Here is a 17697-nt window from a genome sequence, read left to right as displayed (position 1 = left end):
TGAAGGAGTTTCCATGAGCATTCCCGCATTCGGCCTCGGCACCTTCCGCCTGAAAGGCCAGACCGTCATCGACTCGGTCCGCAACGCACTGGAGGTGGGCTACCGCGCCATCGACACCGCGCAGATCTACGGCAACGAAACCGAGGTCGGCCAGGCCATCGCCGAGTCCGGCGTGGCGCGCGAAGACCTGTTCCTCACCACCAAGATCTGGATCGCCAGCTTCCAGCAGGACGCGCTGCTGGAGAGCCTGCGCGAAAGCCTGCGCAAGCTGCGCACCGACCATGTCGACCTGACCCTGATCCACTGGCCGTCGCCGGACGACGCGGTGCCGATGGCCGAGTACCTGGGTGCGCTGAAGCAGGCGAAGGATGAAGGGCTGACCCGGCAGATCGGCATCTCCAACTTCACCATCGAGCTGACCCGCCAGGCCATTGCGATCTTCGGTGCCGATGCCATCGCCACCAACCAGGTCGAGGTGCATCCGTACCTGCAGAACCGTTCGCTGATCGCGTTCCTGCGCGAACAGGGTATCCATGTCACTGCGTACATGAGCCTGGCCTACGGCGAGGTGCTGAAGGACCCGGTGATCCAGGCGATTGCCGACCGCCACGACGCCACCCCGGCACAGGTGGCATTGGCCTGGGCGCTGCAGCAGGGCTTCGCGGTGATTCCGTCGTCCACCCGTCGCGAGAACCTGGCCAGCAACCTGCTGGCGGCCGATCTCACGTTGACCGACGAGGACATGGCACAGATCGCGACGCTTGATCGCGGGCAGCGATTGGCGAACCCGGAGGGGATCGCACCGGCGTGGGATTGATGGCGGTGAGGTGCAGCATTTCGATTGTGGGTCATGCCACAAACGGGCGTTGCACCGTTATCGGCGGTCGATCGGGATGCGACCCTACCGGGTAAATCCGCGCACGTCAGGCCAGCAGCCACTCCCGCATGGCGTCGCTGACCTCTTCCGGCTTTTCCATCGGCGCCAGGTGGCCGCAGTCGGGAATCACCACCAGGGTTGAGCCGGGGACAAGCGCGTGCATCTCCTCGCTGATCGGCAGCGGGGTGATGCGGTCGTTGGCGCCGCAGACGATCAGCAGCGGGTCGCGGTAGCCGGCCAGCACGTCGTGGCCGTCGCTGCGCTCGAGGGCACTCTGGCGCAGGAAGACGTCGGCGCCCAGGCGCGCGGTCATGTCGCGCACGCGCTGCACCAGGACGTAGTCGTCCAGCCGCGAGGCGTCGATGTAGCTGCGCATCAGTTTGTCGCCGAAGCCATGGAAGGTGCCGGGCAGGCGCACGCTGGCGCGTTGGCTCTGGCGCTGGGCGGCGCGTTCGGGCGAGTCGGCGTGGATCGACGTGTCGATCAGCGCCAGCCGCAACACACGCTCAGGCGCCACGCGCAGGATCTGCTGGGCGACGAACCCGCCCAGCGAAAAGCCAGCCAGGGCGAAGCGCGGCGGGGCCTGCGCCAGTACGTCGTCGACTACGGCCTGCAGGGTTTCGCCCCGGGTCTGGTCGCCGACCGTGCAGTCGGCGATGTCGGAAAGGTCTGCAATCTGCGCGCGCCAGAGTTCGGCGTCGTTGAGCAGGCCTGGCAGCAGCAACAGAGGAGTGCGTTCGGTCATGCGGCCATTGTCGGTGATCCAGCCGGCAATGGCGTCTTGTCACCGGTCCTGTGTGTTCCGCGCCGGTCAGTGCGTGATGCCCTCCGGCGGTACCGCCGCCTGTGCCTCCTGCACCGGCAGGGTCACCACCATCACGGTGGGATCGTCAGGGTCCAGCTTTGTCTTGAAGCCCAGCGCCTGGCACATCGCCAGCATGGTGCTGTTCTCGCGCAGCACCTGGCCTTCGACGATGTTCAGGCCAAGCCACTGGGCGTACTCGATCATGATGCTCATCAGGCGCCAGCCGATGCCGTGGCCCTTCAAGTCCGAGCGGATCAGGATGCCGTATTCGCCGCGGTCGTAGTCGGCGTCGGCATGCAGGCGCACCGCGCCAAGCATGTCGCCGCTGCGCGGGTCGATCGCGACCAGGGCGATGGAACGGGCGTAGTCGAGCTGGGTCAGGCGTGCGATGAACTCGTGGCTGAAATGCTTCACCGACTGGAAGAAGCGCAGGCGCAGGTCGTCGTCGGTCACGCGCGCGAAGAAGGCGCGGAACAGCGCATCGTCTTCCGGCCGCACCGGACGCACGAATGCCGGTGCGCCGTCGGACAGCGTGATCGTACGCTCCCACTCCTTGGGATACGGGAACACGGCGAAGCGCGGGTGGCCCCGGCCCTTGTGCAGTTTGCGCGACGGGGCGATGGCCACGCGCGCATCCAGTGCGATGACGCCGTCGCGATCGGCCAGCAGCGGATTGATGTCCAGCGTGCGCACTTCGGGAATGTCGGCGGCGAGCTGGGCCAGCTTGACCAGGATCAGCGCGACCACGCGCTCGTCGGCTGCGGGAACGTCGCGATACGCCTTGAGGATGCGCGAGACGCGGGTGCGGCCGATCAGCTCATGGGCCAGGCGCAGGTCCAGCGGCGGCAGGGCCAGCGCCTTGTCGTCGATCACTTCCACGGCGGTGCCGCCGCGGCCGAACACCACCACCGGGCCGAAGGTCGGATCGTCGGCGATGCCGGCGATCAGCTCGCGCGCCTTCGGCCGCACGATGGTGGGCTGCACCAGCACGCCTTCGATGCGCGCGTTCGGGCGCAGCTCGCGGGCGCGCGCGAGGATGGAGCTGGCCGCGGCCTGCACCGCCTGCAGCGTGCCCAGGTTGAGGCGTACGCCATCCACGTCTGACTTGTGCGGGATGTCGGCGGAAAACACCTTCACTGCCACCGTGGCGCCCTGCTCCAGCAGCGGCTGGGCCAGGTCCATCGCTTCGTGCGCGTCGCGCGCCTGCATCACCGGCGCGGAGGGAATGCCGTACGCCGACAGCAGCTGGTGGGTGGCGATCGGATCCAGCCACTGCTGGCCGGCCGCTAGTGCGGCCTCGACGATCGCGCGCGCGGCGGCGGTGTCGACCACGAAATCCTGCGGCAGGCTGGGCGGGGTTTCCATCAACGCGGCCTGCGCGTCGCGGTAGCGCACCAGGTGCTGGAAGCCGCGCACGGCTTCGGCCTCGGTCGGATAGGTCGGCACGCGCGCGGCATTGAGGGTGGCGGTGGCGCGGTCGTCGTTGCCCAGCCACACCGCGAACACCGGCTTGTCGCGGTGGTGGCGCGGGCGCAGGCCGAGCGTGCGGGTGAGCGCCTGCGCAGCGTCGGCCGAGGAGGTGAACGCGGTCGGCACGTTGACCACCAGCACCGCGTCGTTGCCGGGGTCGGACATCAGCGCGTCAATCGCGGCGGCGTAACGTTCACCGTCGGCGTCGACCACGATGTCGACCGGGTTGCTGCGCGACCAGCCTTCCGGCAGCACGCCGTCGAGCGCGTCGATGGTGGCGGGCGACAGTTCGGCCAGGCTGCCGCGCAGGGCCAGCAACTGGTCCACGGCCAGCCGCCCCACCCCGCCGCCGTTGCTGAGGATGGCCAGCCGACGGCCCGGGAAGGTGCCGAGCCGACCCAGCGTTTCAGCGGCGGTGAACAGCTCGTCCAGTGCGCTCACCCGCAGCAGGCCGGCACGGTTGAACGCAGCGCCATACACCGCGTCGGAGCTGGCCAGCGCCTGCACGTGGGTGTCGCCGTCGGGATCGATGCGGATGTGGCGGCCGGACTTCACCACCACCACCGGCTTGGCGCGCGCGGCGGCACGTGCGGCCGACATGAACTTGCGCGCGTCACGGATGTGTTCGACGTAGAGCAGGATGGCGCGGGTACGGTAGTCGGTAGCGAAATAGTCGAGCAGGTCGCCGAAGTCGACATCCAGCGCGTCGCCGAGCGAGACCACGGCGGAGAAACCCACCGAACGCGCCACGCCCCATTCGACCAGCGCAGCCGCAATCGCGCTGGATTCGGAGATCAGTGCGAGGTCGCCGGCCTGCGGGAAATGCGCGGCAATGCTGGCGTTGAGGCGCGCATGCGGGGCGATCACACCCAGGCAGTGCGGGCCGAGGATGCGCAGGCCCTTGGGGCGTGCGGCCGCTTCGACCTGCTCGCTGAGGGAACCCGGTCCCTGGCCGAGGTTCGCGGTGAGGATGATGGCGGCTGCCACGCCGCGCTCGGCGGCCGTGGCGACCACCTGCGGCACGATGCTGGCCGGCGCGGTGATGACGATCAGCTCCGGCACCCAGTCCAAGTCCTTGAGCCGCTTGACCGTGCTGATGCCGTCGATCTCGCCGTAACGCGGGTTGATCCACGCGACCTTGCCGGGAAACCCGGTGGCGCGCAGGTTGCGCATCACCGCGCGGCCGGCGGAACGCTCGCGCGGGCTGCCGCCGACGACGGCCACCGACTGCGGACGGAATACGGACTGCAGGTGATAGGTGCTCATGGGCTACACGGTACACGGGCGGCCGTGCTGTCGGTATGATCCGGCGCAATCCGGTAGAGCCACGTGCATTACAACAAGGCGCCGCTCAAGATCGCGGCGGCGATGCTGAAGTAGATCACCAGGCCGGTCACGTCGACCAGCGTGGCCACGAACGGGGCCGAGGCGCTGGCCGGGTCGAAGCCGAGGCGCTTGAGGATGAAGGGCAGCATCGAGCCGGACAACGAGCCGAAGGTGACGATGCCCACCAACGCCGCGCCGATGGTGAGCGCCAGCAGCTTCCAGTGCTCGCCATAGTCGTGCAGGCCCAGCAGCTGCCAGGACACGATGCGGATCACCGCCAGCACGCCAAGGATCGCGCCCAGGGTGATGCCGGTGGGCACTTCGCGCAACGCCACCTTCCACCAGTCACGCAGGCGCAGTTCGCGCAGCGCCAGGCTGCGGATCAGCAGCGAGGTGGCCTGCGAACCGGAGTTGCCGCCCGAGCTCATGATCAGCGGGATGAACAGGGTCAGCACCACGGCGCGGGCCAGTTCGTCTTCGTAATGCTGCATGGCGCTGGCGGTAAGCATCTCGCCGAGGAACAACACGCTGAGCCAGCCGGCACGCTTGCGCAGCATCTCGAAGAAGCCGATCTGCATGTACGGCTTTTCCAACGCTTCCATGCCGCCGAACTTGTGCACGTCTTCGGTGGACTCTTCGATCAGCGCGTCCAGGATGTCGTCTACGGTGACGATGCCGAGCACCTGCTGGCGCGCGTCCACCACCGGGATGGCGAGCAGGTCGTGGCGGCGGATCAGCTGGGCCACCTCTTCCTGGTCGAGCAGCGCGTCCACGGTCACCGGCGGGTTGACCTGGGCCACGTCCAGGATCGGCTCGTCCGGCAGCCCGGTGATCAGGCGGCGCATGGTCACCACCTGCTGCAGGGCCTGGGTGCGCGGGTCGAGCACGTAGATGGCGTATACGGTTTCGCGGGTGCGCTCGACCTCGCGGATGTGCTGCAGGGTGCGGCCCACGGTCCAGTCGGCGGGCACGCTGACGAATTCGGTGGTCATCAGCGCACCAGCGGTGTGCGCCGGATAACTGAGCAGCTGCTGGATGGCCTGGCGCGACTCGGCGCTGAGCAGCGGAATCAGGCGCGCGCGTTCGTCCTCGTCCAGTTCATGGACGATGTCGGTGGCACGGTCGTCGGCCATCAGGCCGAGCAGCGCGGCGGCCTTGGCCACCGGCAGCGCGGCAACGAGATCGCCACTGCGGGTGAGCTCGGGCTGTTCGAGCATCTTCACCGCGCGCGGCAACGGCAGCGCGGCCAGGGTGTCGGCGGCGCGCGACAGCTCGAGGGTGTTGAGGTATTCCACCGCGTCGGCGGTGTTGAAGTCCTGCAGGGGTGCGCTCAGGGCGGCGTCGGCCGCCGGGCGCAGGAGGTCTTTCTGGTTCATGGGGTTCGCCTTGTGGATCGCGTTCGCGCGACGCCAACGCTGGCGAACCGTCCCGATGTCAGGCGGTGGCCATCGCTGGCGTCGAGCAAGGTCGACTTCTACTGTCGCTGGACATGGGTGTGGACTCCGGAAGGGTGTTGCGGGGCGCACCGGTGGGCGCGGCCAGCGGGCGGGAGTCTGGACCCGTGGGCAGGCCGGGTCAACCCCTGCGGCGCAGGGGGTCAGGCGCGGTTGAAGGTCGTTGACGCGGCGGGCCGCATAATGGGCCACCGGCGACAGGCCGATGATGCGATGCGCAGGTTTCCCCATGCATAGCGGTGCGCTGGTCCTGGCCCTGGTGTTGTTGCTGGCTGCGGTGATCGCCGTGCCGATATTCAAGAAGCTCGGGCTGGGCGCGGTGCTGGGCTACCTGGTCGCCGGCGTGGTGCTGGGCCCGGACGGATTGGGCTTCGTGCAGGACGCCGACCGGATCCTGGGCGCGGCCGAGATCGGCGTGGTCATGCTGCTGTTCGTGATCGGGCTGGAGCTTTCGCCCGCGCGCCTGAAGGTGATGCGGCGCTCGGTGTTCGGTGCGGGTACGGCGCAGGTGGCGCTGAGCGCGCTGGTGCTGGGCAGCCTGCTGATGCTGGACCACTTCCAGTGGAAGGGCGCGTTGATCGTGGGCATCGCGCTGGCGCTGTCGTCCACCGCAGTGGGCCTGCAGCTGTTGTCCGAACACAAGGGCCTCAACACCGACTACGGGCGGTTGGGCTTCGCGATCCTGCTGTTCCAGGACCTGATCGCAATCCCGCTGCTGGCGGCCATTCCGCTGCTGGGCGGGGCGAAGAACGAAACCCTGGACTGGGGTGATGTAACGCTGGCGCTGGGTGCACTGGCGGTGGTGATCGTGTGCGGGCGGCCGGTACTGCGCTGGCTGTTCAGTACCGTGGCGCGCACGCGCAGCCCCGAAGTGTTTACTGCGATGGCGCTGTTGGTGGTGCTGGGCACCGCGTGGTTCATGCAGGAGGTCGGGCTCAGTCCCAGCCTGGGCGCGTTCCTGGCCGGCGTGCTGCTGTCAGATTCGGAGTTCCGCCACGAGCTGGAATCGCAGATCGAACCGTTCAAGGGCCTGCTGCTGGGCCTGTTCTTCATCGCGGTGGGCATGGGCATCGACCTGGACCGCGTGATCGCCGAGCCGTGGGCGATCGCCATCGGGGTGGCGGTCCTGCTGGTGGTGAAGTTCGGTCTGCTGTTCGGCATCGGCAAGCTGGCGAAACTCAGTACCCGGCATGCCGTGCTGCTGGGCAGCGTGCTGTGGCTGGGCGGCGAGTTTGCCTTCGTGGTGTTCAATGAGGCGCAGCGCGCCAACCTGCTGGGCAATGCCAACCACGACCGGCTGGTGGCGATCGTCGGTCTGTCGATGGCGCTGACGCCGCTGCTGATGATCCTGCTGCTGCGACTGCTGGGCAGCGAGCACGAGTTGGCCAAGGACAAGCGCCCGGCCGACACCATCGACAACGGCGGCACCGAACCCACGGTGATGATTGCCGGCATGGGGCGTTTCGGCCAGATCGTCGCGCGCCTGTTGACCGCGCAGAAGATTCCCTTCGTGGCATTGGAAGCGAACCCGGACACCGTGTCGGACCTGCGCCGGTTCGGCAACAAGCTGTACTACGGCGACCCGACCCGACCGGAGATCCTGCGTGCGGCCGGCAGCGAGAACGTGCGGGTGTATGTGGTGACGCTGGACGACCCGGAGGCGAACATGCGCGCCACCCGGCTGATCCGGCGCATGTATCCGGACGCGGTGGTGCTGGCCCGCGCGCGCAACCGCCAGCATGCGTGGCGCTTGATGGACATGTCGGCCGAACCGTTCCGCGAGGTGTTCGGGTCCAGCCTGGACATGAGCGAGCGCGTGCTGACGGCGCTGGGCATTTCCGAGGCCGTTGCAGCAGCGCACGTGAAGCAGTTCCGCGAACACGATGAGAAACTGCTGCGCGACCAGTACCTGGTCTATGACGACGAGGCTGCGGTGATGCAGACCTCACGCGATGCCAGGGCGGATCTGATGCGGTTGTTCGAAGCGGATGCCGAACGCGACGGCGGAACGGACAACGACCGCCGCGAGTGATCAGCCGTTGTCGCGCAGGAACCGGGCCATCGAGGACACGCCCGGTACGCGCGGTTCGAATTCGCCGGCGACGTCGATGAAGCCGCGCATCACCGCGATCTCGCGCGGGCTGCGGTTGAGCGCATCGCGCACGTCCGGGTCGGCACCGGCGCGCAGCAGGCGCTGCACCAGCAGCGGCAACCCGTGCAGGGCGGCCAGGTGCAGCGGGCCAAAACCACGCGGGTCGCGCGCGTCCAGCGACACGTCTTCATCCAGCAGGCGTTCCACCGCAGCCAGCACGACCTGTTCGTCGCAGGCGGTGCCAGGCTCTGCGCGGGCACCCAGCACCAGCAGCAGCGGTGTGACCGAACCGGCGGCCGCCTGATCGGGCTCGGCACCGGCCAGCAGCAGCGTGTCCAGCAGCGCCAGCAGGCGCGAGCGGTCGCGGGCACCGAAGCCATACAGGGCCGCGCAGTGCAGCGGACCCAGCTGCTGCGCGTCGCCGGCATGCACGTTGGCACCGGCGGTGAGCAGGCGCGCGGCGATGTCGGGCAGGCCCAGCGCCGAGGCCAGCATCAGCACGGTGACCCCGCCGGGCAGGCGGTATTCCAGCTCGGCACCCGCATCGAGCAGGGCCGAGACGATGTCGATCTGGCGCATGCTCACCGCCGCCGACAACGGCGTGGCGCCGCTCGCGGCCGCGTGCTGCGGGTTGGCTCCGCGCGCCAGCAGCAGGTCGACCACGGCCAGGTGGCCACCGCCGGCGGCACGCAGCAGCGCGGTGCAGCCCTGCGCGTCGACCACGTCGATCGCAAAGCCCAGGTCGTTCAAACGGCGCACTGCATCGGCATCACCGGCCATGGCCGCGGCCGGCAGGTCGGCGGCGCGCAGCGCGCGGCCGGGCAGCGGCCACACGCGCCAGTCCAGCCAATCGGCGAGGTCGCGGCGGCCGATCGACAGCGCCACGCCCAGCGGAGTCTGGCCGTCGGCGGCACGCGCTTCGGGCGAGGCGCCCTGCTGCACCAGCAGCTTCAACGAGCCTTCGCGGGCCAGCGCCGTCGCCAGGTGCAGCGCGGTCATGCCGTGGCTGTCGCGCGCTTCGCGGTCCACGCCCAGACTGAGCAGCGCCTGCTGCAGGCGCAGCCAGCCCAGCCGCACCGCCAGCGACAGCGGCGGGTCGCCGGCCGGCGAGGCCGCGAACGGGTCGGCACCACGCTCAAGCAGTTCCAGCGCGAGCTGTTCCAGCCCACGCCCGGCCTGGTCGTGCTGCGCGCAGGCGGCCAGCAGGCGCGCCAGGCCACCGGCACCGGCCGGCGACACGCCCCGGCGCAGCAGCACCTGCAGCGCGGGCACCGCGTCGACACCACGCGCCAGCAGCGCGAACATCGGGGTGTCGCCACAGGCGTCCAGCACTTCCGGCGCGGCGCCGTGCGCCAGCAGCCATTCCACCGCATGCGGGTCCAGCGCCAGCTCGGCGTCGTGCAGCAGGCCGCCCAGTTCTTCGGGGTTGCACAGGCGCGCCAAGGTGGCCATCCCGTCGACGTTGCCGAAGCCCAGCGCTTCGCGCAGCAGGTCCAGCGGCGGGCGGTCCGGCAGGATTGGCGTGCCCGCGTCAGCGTCGCTGTCGGCGGCATTGGCCAGGCCGTCGCTCACCGCGGCCGGCAGCGGATAGCTGCGGTCCAGCAGCGACACGATGGTCCAGCGCCCGGCGGCGGCGGCGATGTCCACCGCGCGGCGGCCCTGTGGGTCCGGTACATCCGCGGCGATGCCCAGGTCGAGCAGGCGGCGTACCAGCAGCGGCGACACGGTGTCGGCCATGCAGGCCAGCAGTACCGCGTTGCGGCCTTCTACGTCCACCGCGTGCAGGTCGGGTTTGTGCGGCAGCAGGTGTTCGACCACGGCGGCGCGACCGGCCCGGGCCGCTTCCAGCCATGGCGTGCGCGACAGCGCATCGCGCGATTCCAGGTTGGCGCCGGCGGCCAGCAGGACCTCGATGATGTCCACGTGCCCGGCCAGTGCGGCTTCATGCAGTGCACTGCGGCGCTGGCGGTCGCGGGCGTCGGCGCGCGCCTTGTGCTTGAGCAGCAGCTGCACGCCGGCGGTGTCGTCTTCTTCGGTGCCGGCCGCAGCCAGCAGCACCGGGGTGCCCTCGGCCGGCTCGGTCCGCGCGCCACGCTCGAGCAGGAAACGCGCCAGGCGCCAGTTGCCGACCTGGCAGGCCACCGCCAGCGGCGACCAGCCGTCGTTGTTGAGCGCGTCCACTTCGGCGGCGGCGTCGCGCAGCAGCGCGGCCACGCCGGGGTCGGAACTGCGCGCGGCATGGTGCAGCGGGGTGTTGCCGTCGCTGTCGACTGCACGCGAATCGGCACCGTTGGCGAGCAGGGTCATCACCGCTTCGGGGCGGCCGTGCCAGCTGTCGCGGGTGGCCGCCAGCAGCGGGGTCATGCCGCGGTGCGGGGTGTTCACGCCCACGCCGCGCGCGATCAGTTCGCGCAGCAGGCGCAGGTCGGGCAGCACCGCCGCCAGCACCACCAGGCTGCGCTGGTCGCGCCAGTTCGGATCCGGGAGGCCGTGCGGGTCGGCCCCGGCGGCCAGCAGCTGCAGGGCGCGGTCGACCCGACCACTGCGCGCAGCGTCGTACAGGGCGGGCAGGCGTTCGTGCTGGCCCAGCGGTTCCAGCGGCTGGCTGGCATCGTCCGGGTGCGCGGCAGCGGCGAAGGCGGCGCTCGCCGGTTCCAGCACGCTGCGGGTGGGCAGCGGGTCGGCCGGTGCAATGCGCTGCAGGGCGAAGTGGGCCAGCGGCGACCCGATCAGCACCAGCAGCGCGAACGGCCAGCGCAGGGTGTCCGGCAGCAGGCCCGGCCAGGCCGGCACCACCACCAGCGCGCAGACCGCGACCACCAGGCCGGCCACGATCAGCCCGCGCCAGGCGCTCAGGTCGCGCGCGGCCAGGGTGCGCCAGTGCCGCGCCAGGCTGCCGTCGCTACGTTCGATCTCATTCCAGAGCGGCCAGGTGCGCCATACGCCGAGCAGGGCGGCGCTGACCGCCACGCTCAGGCCGAGCACCGCGGCGAGGCTGCCGCTGTCGTGCAGTGCGGCCAGCGGCCAGGACACCAACAGCGCAAACAGCGCCGGACCCAGCGCCCACAAGGCGCCGAGCGCCGGCAGGTCCTGCCGGCCCAGCTGCGGCAACGCAGGGACCGCACGGCTGCGCCGCCACCACGACACGCCCAGCGCGAACGCCGGCTGCGCCAGCGCCGCACCGAGCGCGGCCGGCACGCCGCCCAGCACCACGGCCAGCGACAGCAGGCTGCCGACGGCAACGGCAATGGCGGCAGCGCGGGTGCGCAGGGTGTCAGTCATCGCGGGTCATCGCGGCGCGGCACGCGCACCGGCGGGACCGGCGGCGGGGGCATCTGCAGGTGGAAACCACGCTCGGCCAGGTTGGCGCGCACCTGGTCGACGTCGGCCAGGGCGAGGCGACGGTCCGGGGTCAGGGCGACTTCCAGCACGAATGCGAGCGGCGCCAGCGTGGCTTTCAATGCATCCGGGAGGGCATCGAAGGCGTCACGGGCGGCGAGGTAGACGTAGGTGTCCTGCTTGCGTTGGCTTTTGTAGACGTAGGCTTGCATTGCCCGCGGGGCGGTGGCCCTGGGAATAGATGCGTCGATTGTGTCGGAAACCACGCAAGTCCGATAGGTATCTGCCGCGTGGGGCGTCGGTTTTCAGGCGCGGGGCAGATTCAGGTTCATCAATGTGGTGGGGTTGTTCAGGTAGAGATTGCCGCCGTTGTGGTGGGCGGCGGCAATCCTGGGTCGCCGGCGCATGCATGGGCCGGCCAGCGGCCGGCGCTACCGGTGAAATCAGGCTTCGCCTCATTTCACCTTTGCGTAGGTACCCTTCAGCGCGACGCCAGCGAGGATGGCGCCGGCATAGCATTCGTAGTTGGTGGTGCTCTTGAATTCGTTCTTCTTGTAGTAGCTGACGATGTCGACCACGGCATTGGCGCCGCGCGACTTCGCGCCGTCCTGCAGGGCCTTCAGGGCCGACAGCGCCACCCAGTTGCAGGCCACCTCGTCGCTCTTGTTGGCGGCGTTGGTCTTCTTGTTGGTCACGTCTTCACCCATCCGCTGCTGGACGTTGACCTTTTCGCCGGCCAGGTAGAAACGCACGCTGCCGTCGATACCGGCGGCCTTGGCTTCAGGGGATTCGATCAGGCTGCGCAGCGACTGCTCGACACGGGTTTCACGGGCGTGGGCGGTGCTGGCGACGGTGAGCAGGGCGGCAGCGGCAAACAGGGCAAAACGACGCATTCAACTTTCTCCTTGTTGTAAGTCGGGGGTGTTGCTCAGTCCTGCCAGCGGCGGAAGATCAACGAGGTGTTGATGCCGCCGAAGGCGAAGTTGTTGCTCATCACGTACTCAGGCTGCATGAGGCGGCCTTCGCCCCGGATGAAATCCAGCGCGCCGCAGCGCGGGTCGACCTCGTGCAGGTTCAGGGTCGGGGCGAACCAGCCTTCGCGCATCATTTCAATGGTGACCCAGGCTTCGAACGCGCCGCAGGCGCCGAGCATGTGGCCGACATAGCTCTTCAGCGAACTGATCGGCATACCCGCGCCGAATACCTGGGCCGTGGCCTGGGTTTCGGCGATGTCGCCGTGCTCGGTGGCGGTGCCGTGCGCGTTGACGTAGCCGATCTGGCCCGGTTCCAGGCCCGCATCTTCCAACGCCAGGCGCATGGCCTGGGCCATGGTGTCGGCGGTCGGCTGGGTGACGTGCTGGCCGTCGCTGTTGGTGCCATAGCCGACCACTTCGGCCAGGATGGTGGCGCCGCGCGCCTGCGCGTGCTCCAGCTCTTCCAGGATCAGGGTGCCGGCGCCTTCGCCCAGCACCAGGCCATCGCGGTGCGCGTCGAACGGGCTGGGCGTGGTCTGCGGTGCGTCGTTGCGCACGCTGGTGGCGAACAGGGTGTCGAACACTGCAGCAGCGGTGGCGTCGAGCTGTTCAGCGCCGCCGGTGACCATCACCGTCTGCTTGCCACTGCGGATCGCTTCATAGCCCGAGCCCACGCCCTGGCTGCCCGAGGTACAGGCACTGGAGGTGGTGTAGACCCGCCCGGACAAGCCGAAGAACACGCCGATGTTCACCGGCGAGGTGTGGCTCATCATCTTCAGGTAGGTGGTGGCGCTGATGCCTTCGGTGGTGTGGTCGTGCTGCATGCGGCCGAATTCGGCGGTGGCTTCGTGGCTGCCCGACGAGGAGCCGTAGGCCACGCCGGCCAGGCCGCTGCGCAGCACCGGGTGGCCGAGCAGGCCGGCCGCTTCCAGCGCCAGTTCGGTGGCGCGCACCGACATCACCGCCACCTTGCCCATGCTGCGGGTGGTCTTGCGGTTGTAGTTGGACGGCAGTTCGTAATCCTGCGCCGGCGCAGCCAGGCGGGTGTTCAGGCCATCGAACACTTCCCACTCCGGGATGTAGCGCACCGCGTTGCGCTGTTCATGCAGGCGCGTGCGGATGCTCGGCCAGTCGTTGCCCAGCGGACTGATCGCGGCGGCACCGGTGACCACCACGCGACGTTCGGGACCGCGCATCAGACCATGCCTCCGTTCACCGAAATCACCTGGCGGGTGATGTACCCGGCCGATTCGGACAACAGGAACGAAACCGCGTGCGCGACCTCGTCCGGCTGGCCCATGCGGCCGGCGGGAATGAGCTTGAGTGCGTGGTCGAGCACCTCCTGGTTGACCATCTCGGTCTCGATCAGGCCGGGTGCCACGCAGTTGACGGTGATCGCGCGGCTGGCCAGTTCCAGTGCCAGCGCCTTGGTGGCGCCGATGATCCCGGCCTTGGCCGCACTGTAGTTGGTCTGGCCGCGGTTGCCGACCAGCCCCGAGACCGAGGACAGGGTGACGATGCGGCCCGGCCTGCGCCGCCGCACCATCGGCATCACCAGCGGGTGCAGCACGTTGTAGAAGCTGTCCAGGTTGGTGTGCACCACCGCGTCCCAGTCCTCGGCAGGCATGGCCGGGAACGCGCCATCACGTGCGATGCCGGCATTGCAGACCACGCCGTAATAGGTGCCGTGCGCCTCGATGTCCGCTTCCAGCGCGGTACGCGCAGCGTCGCGGTCGGAGACGTCGAACACCAGCACGCGCGCCTGCCGACCCAGTGCCTGGATCTGCGCGACTACCTGCTGTGCTTCCTCGACACGGCTGCGGCAATGCACCACCACGTCGAAGCCGTCGCGCGCGATTCGCAGCGCCACGGCGCGGCCGATGCCCCGGCTGGCGCCGGTCACCAGCACGGTCAAGTTCCCTGTCATGCCTCTCCACTCTCCAGATAGGCCATTGCATCGCGTGGTTCGAACACCGATACGTTGGCGACCGCCAATTCAACATCGCCTGCCAGGATCCGGCAGGCAAACATGCCCAGGCCATTTTCGCCCATCAGCTCGCACTGTGCCTCCACCCGCAGGCAGGTGCCCGGCGTGAAGGCCGGCTGGTGGGCGGTGTAGCGCCGCGTGCCGAGCAGGAACCCGATCGAGGGTTCGCGCCCTTCGGCGCGGGCCCGGCATCCGGCCCAGGCCGCAATCGCCTGCGCCATGTACTCCACGCCGACCCAGGCCGGCACGCCGTCGGGGCCGGAGAACAGGCCCTGCGCGGGCACGTCCACCTCGACCACGATGGATTCGGGCTGCCAGTCGATGACCCGGTCGACCAGGCGCAGGCTGTCGCGGTGCGGCAGTACGCTTTCGATATCGGTGGGAAGCTGCATGCTCAACCCCGTGCCAGCGCCAGCACGGCATTGCTGCCGCCGAACGCGAAGGAATGGCTGAGCACGTGCTGCAGCGGGTGCGACGCGCGCGTGCCCGGGGCGACCAGGGCCAGCGTCGGCAATGCCTCGTCGGCCTCGCCGTCCCACCAGTGGGTGGGCAGGCGCTGGTCCGGATTGTCGGCCAGGGTCATCCAGCACAGCGCGGCTTCAATCGCACCGGAGGCCCCCAGGGTGTGCCCGGTCAGCGGCTTGGTCGAACTGGCCGGCACCGCGGTCCCCAGCACCTGCGCCACGGCCACGCTCTCCATGGCGTCGTTGTGACCGGTAGCGGTGCCGTGCAGGTTCACATAGTCGACCTGCTGCGGCGCCAGTCCGGCGCGGTCCAGCGCCTGCTGCATGGCATCGATGGCGCCGCGCGCCTGCGGGTCGGGCGCGGACATGTGATGCGCGTCGGACGACTCGCCCCAGCCCGACAGCCGCACCGGGCCCGGTTCGCGGGTCATCAGGAACAGGGCCGCGCCCTCACCGATGTTGATGCCGTTGCGGTGCCGCGAGAACGGGTTGCAGCGCGCCGCCGAGACCGACTCCAGCGCGCAGAAGCCGGCCACGGTGAAGCGGCACAGCGAGTCGTCGCCGCCGGCCACCACGGCGTCGACGACCCCGGCACGCAGCAGCCGCGCCGCCGACATCAGCGCCTTGGCGCTGGACGAACAGGCGGTGGAAATGGTCCAGGACGGCCCGGCGCTGCCGATGCGCTCGCGCACGAAGCGGGCCGAAGTGCCCATTTCCTGCTGCGCATAGTGGAAGTCATCGGGCCAGCGGCCTTCGTCGGCCTGCATGCGCAGGGCGTTCTCCGACTCGCCGATCCCCGAGGTGCTGGTGCCGATGATCACCGCCACGCGGTCGGCACCGTACTGCCTGATCGCCGCGTCCACGGCCGGGCGGATCTGCAGCAGCGCACCTTCCAGCAGCGCGTTGTTGCGCCCGCGCAGCGCCACCGGCAGGTCCGACAGGTCCGGCAGCGGGTCGGCCACCTCACCCAGCGCCAAGGTGCGCCCGGGGATCATCTGGTCGTTGTCACGGAGGCCACCGGGCTGGTCGGCGAACAGGCCGTCGCGCACCTGCGCGCGCCCACTGCCCAGTGCGCAGACCACGCCCAGTTCATTCAGATATACCGCCGTACTGCTCACGATTCCGCCTGTCCCATGTCCAACGATTCGATGACCAGTTCATAGCCTTCGGCCAGGTTGCGCAGGCGCACGCGGCCGTTTTCCAGCGGTTCCAGCACCAGCCAGGCCTTGCCGTTCTGCTCCAGGCGACGCCTACCGCCGTCCTCGACCAGCGTCCATCCGGACGGTAGCGCCGCCCGGATGGCATCGGCCGGCCACAGCGCGAACTGAAGGTCGTCCAGCACGCGCTCGCCGCGCACCTGCGGTGGCAGCCAGGGTGCGCGGGTCTGTTCCAGCGTATGCCCGTCCCAGACCATGCGCACGCCGGTCTGTCCCATCGCCTGCACCGCCAGCCTGACCTGTTCGCCATCGGCTTCAAGCAGTGCGTCGAGCTCGCGTTCGTGACTGCCGAAGCGGAACTGCAGGCGCTGCTGCAGCTGCAACGGCTGCGCCAGCGCCGAGGGTGGCAGCTGCAGGGTCGGCAGCTGCACCCGCGGCACGGGCATGCGGGTGCTGGCACAGGCGGCCAGCAGTACGCTCAACAGCAGGGTCAGGATCAGGCGCTGCACAGTTCCTCCAGCACCCGCAGGCGACGACCGCTGTCGTCGGCCACGTACGGATTCCGGGTGTCCCAGGCATAGCCGGCAAGGATCGAGGAAATCATGCGGCGGATCTCCGGCTGCTGGTCAGGATGGTAGATGATCTTCTGGAAGCCGCCGGCGTACCACGCTTCAACGAAGCGTCGGAAGGTCTTCACGCCGGCGCGCAGCGGAATCGCGAACTCGCGCTCCCAGTCCACCTGTTCACCGGCGTGGCGGCGGGCCAGGCAGTCGCTGGCCAGCTGCGCCGACTTGAACGCGATGGTCACGCCGGAAGAGAACACCGGGTCGAGGAACTCGCCGGCGTTGCCCAGCAGTGCGTAGCCCTCGCCCCACAGCGAGCTGACGTTGGCCGAGTAGCCGGTGATGGTGCGCACCGGCAGCACCGCCCATTCCGCGTCCTTGAGCAGGCGGGTCAGGTTGGGGTCTTCGCCGACGATGGCCTGCAGCTTTTCCAGGTCGGTGCCGCCGTACTTCTCGAAGAAGCTCGGCTCGGCGACCACGCCCAGCGAGCAGCAGCCGTTGGAGAACGGAATGGTCCAGTACCACACGTCCACGTGTTCGGGATGGGTGGTGATCAGGATCTTGTTGCGGTCGAAGCCGCCGTCGGCCGGGATGTTGTCGCGCACGTGGCAGAAGATCGCGCCACGCACCGGGAAGTTCGACGGCGACTCCAGCTTGAGCAGCCGTGGCAGCAGGCGCGCGAAGCCGCTGGCGTCGAGGATGAAACCGGCTTCGATGGTGTACTCGCTGCCGTCCGGGCGGCGCACCTGGACGCGGGCCGGGCTGCCCGGTTCGACCGAGAGCACTTCATCGCCGAAGCGCAGGGTGGTGCCCATGCGCTCGGCGCCGCGCGCGAGCACGTCGTCGAAGTTGGCGCGCTGTACCTGGTAGGTGGTGCCCCAGCCTGGTGAGAACTTGTCGCGGAAGTCGAATTCGGTGGTGCGCTCGCCACGCACGAACGCCGCGCCGTTCTTGTACTGGAAGCCGGCTTCCACCACATCCTGCAGCAGGCCGGCCGCTTCGATGTATTCCATGCTCTGCGGCAGCAGGCTCTCGCCGATGGAGAAGCGCGGGAACTGCTGGCGCTCCAGCATCAGCACCTGGCGGCCCTGCTTGCGGAGCATGGCAGCGGCAACCGAACCGGCAGGACCGGCGCCGATCACGAGGATTTCAGTTTTTTCCAGTGCTGCGTTCATCGATGCATCCATGA

Annotated in this window: 14 protein-coding genes; 2 read left to right on the top strand and 12 right to left on the bottom strand. The window is 69.3% G+C overall.

Annotated elements, in window-relative coordinates; all coding sequences use genetic code 11:
- Window positions 1-13 precede the first annotated feature (13 nt).
- Complete coding sequence (dkgB, locus tag C2U58_RS12940) at window positions 14-817, top strand: 2,5-didehydrogluconate reductase DkgB (protein WP_102946234.1); 804 nt, start codon at window positions 14-16, stop codon at window positions 815-817.
- A gap of 106 nt (window positions 818-923) precedes the next feature.
- On the opposite strand, the gene C2U58_RS12935 is transcribed toward dkgB, so the two are convergent.
- The 3 genes from C2U58_RS12935 to mgtE all read right to left on the bottom strand — a co-directional run bounded on the left by C2U58_RS12935 (window position 924) and on the right by mgtE (window position 5854).
- Window positions 924-1622 carry an alpha/beta hydrolase gene (locus C2U58_RS12935; RefSeq protein ID WP_102946233.1) on the bottom strand — a complete coding sequence of 233 codons (699 nt, stop codon included), beginning with the start codon at window positions 1620-1622 and terminating at the stop codon, window positions 924-926.
- Window positions 1623-1688: 66 nt separating this feature from the next.
- Complete coding sequence (locus C2U58_RS12930) at window positions 1689-4418, bottom strand: bifunctional acetate--CoA ligase family protein/GNAT family N-acetyltransferase (RefSeq protein WP_102946232.1); 2730 nt, start codon at window positions 4416-4418, stop codon at window positions 1689-1691.
- 68 nt (window positions 4419-4486) lie between these two features.
- Entirely contained in the window at window positions 4487-5854 is a 1368-nt protein-coding gene (gene mgtE / locus C2U58_RS12925; RefSeq protein ID WP_102946231.1) for a magnesium transporter, read from the bottom strand.
- A gap of 307 nt (window positions 5855-6161) precedes the next feature.
- Between mgtE and C2U58_RS12915 the strand changes: the two genes are divergently transcribed.
- On the top strand, window positions 6162-7964 hold the full coding sequence (locus C2U58_RS12915) for a monovalent cation:proton antiporter-2 (CPA2) family protein (RefSeq protein ID WP_102946230.1): 1803 nt from the start codon (window positions 6162-6164) through the stop codon (window positions 7962-7964).
- On the opposite strand, the gene C2U58_RS12910 is transcribed toward C2U58_RS12915, so the two are convergent.
- The 9 genes from C2U58_RS12910 to C2U58_RS12870 all read right to left on the bottom strand — a co-directional run bounded on the left by C2U58_RS12910 (window position 7965) and on the right by C2U58_RS12870 (window position 17695).
- Window positions 7965-11306, bottom strand: coding sequence for an ankyrin repeat domain-containing protein (locus C2U58_RS12910; protein ID WP_102946229.1), 3342 nt, complete (start codon window positions 11304-11306; stop codon window positions 7965-7967).
- On the bottom strand, window positions 11303-11575 hold the full coding sequence (locus tag C2U58_RS12905) for a YcgL domain-containing protein (RefSeq protein WP_102946228.1): 273 nt from the start codon (window positions 11573-11575) through the stop codon (window positions 11303-11305). The genes C2U58_RS12910 and C2U58_RS12905 overlap by 4 nt, the downstream gene beginning before the upstream one ends.
- A 243-nt stretch (window positions 11576-11818) precedes the next feature.
- Window positions 11819-12256 (bottom strand): excinuclease ATPase subunit, encoded by a 438-nt coding sequence (locus C2U58_RS12900; RefSeq protein ID WP_102946227.1) that lies wholly within the window; start codon window positions 12254-12256, stop codon window positions 11819-11821.
- 35 nt (window positions 12257-12291) lie between these two features.
- The gene (locus tag C2U58_RS12895) at window positions 12292-13533 is read right to left on the bottom strand and encodes a beta-ketoacyl-ACP synthase (RefSeq protein WP_102946226.1); all 1242 of its coding nucleotides are present in this window, start codon (window positions 13531-13533) and stop codon (window positions 12292-12294) included.
- The gene (gene fabG, locus C2U58_RS12890) at window positions 13533-14264 is read right to left on the bottom strand and encodes a 3-oxoacyl-ACP reductase FabG (RefSeq protein ID WP_102946225.1); all 732 of its coding nucleotides are present in this window, start codon (window positions 14262-14264) and stop codon (window positions 13533-13535) included. The genes C2U58_RS12895 and fabG overlap by 1 nt, the downstream gene beginning before the upstream one ends.
- Entirely contained in the window at window positions 14261-14716 is a 456-nt protein-coding gene (locus C2U58_RS12885) for a hypothetical protein (RefSeq protein WP_102946224.1), read from the bottom strand. The genes fabG and C2U58_RS12885 overlap by 4 nt, the downstream gene beginning before the upstream one ends.
- Window positions 14717-14718: 2 nt before the next feature.
- On the bottom strand, window positions 14719-15906 hold the full coding sequence (locus tag C2U58_RS12880; protein ID WP_102946223.1) for a beta-ketoacyl-[acyl-carrier-protein] synthase family protein: 1188 nt from the start codon (window positions 15904-15906) through the stop codon (window positions 14719-14721).
- Window positions 15903-16454 (bottom strand): DUF3261 domain-containing protein, encoded by a 552-nt coding sequence (locus tag C2U58_RS12875; RefSeq protein ID WP_102946222.1) that lies wholly within the window; start codon window positions 16452-16454, stop codon window positions 15903-15905. The genes C2U58_RS12880 and C2U58_RS12875 overlap by 4 nt, the downstream gene beginning before the upstream one ends.
- On the bottom strand, window positions 16442-17695 hold the full coding sequence (locus tag C2U58_RS12870) for an NAD(P)/FAD-dependent oxidoreductase (protein WP_102946221.1): 1254 nt from the start codon (window positions 17693-17695) through the stop codon (window positions 16442-16444). The genes C2U58_RS12875 and C2U58_RS12870 overlap by 13 nt, the downstream gene beginning before the upstream one ends.
- Window positions 17696-17697: the final 2 nt, after the last annotated feature.

It is taken from the genome of Stenotrophomonas sp. VV52 (assembly GCF_002893095.1).
Lineage (GTDB): Bacteria > Pseudomonadota > Gammaproteobacteria > Xanthomonadales > Xanthomonadaceae > Stenotrophomonas > Stenotrophomonas aracearum.
This window is presented reverse-complemented; position numbering and strand designations above follow the sequence as displayed.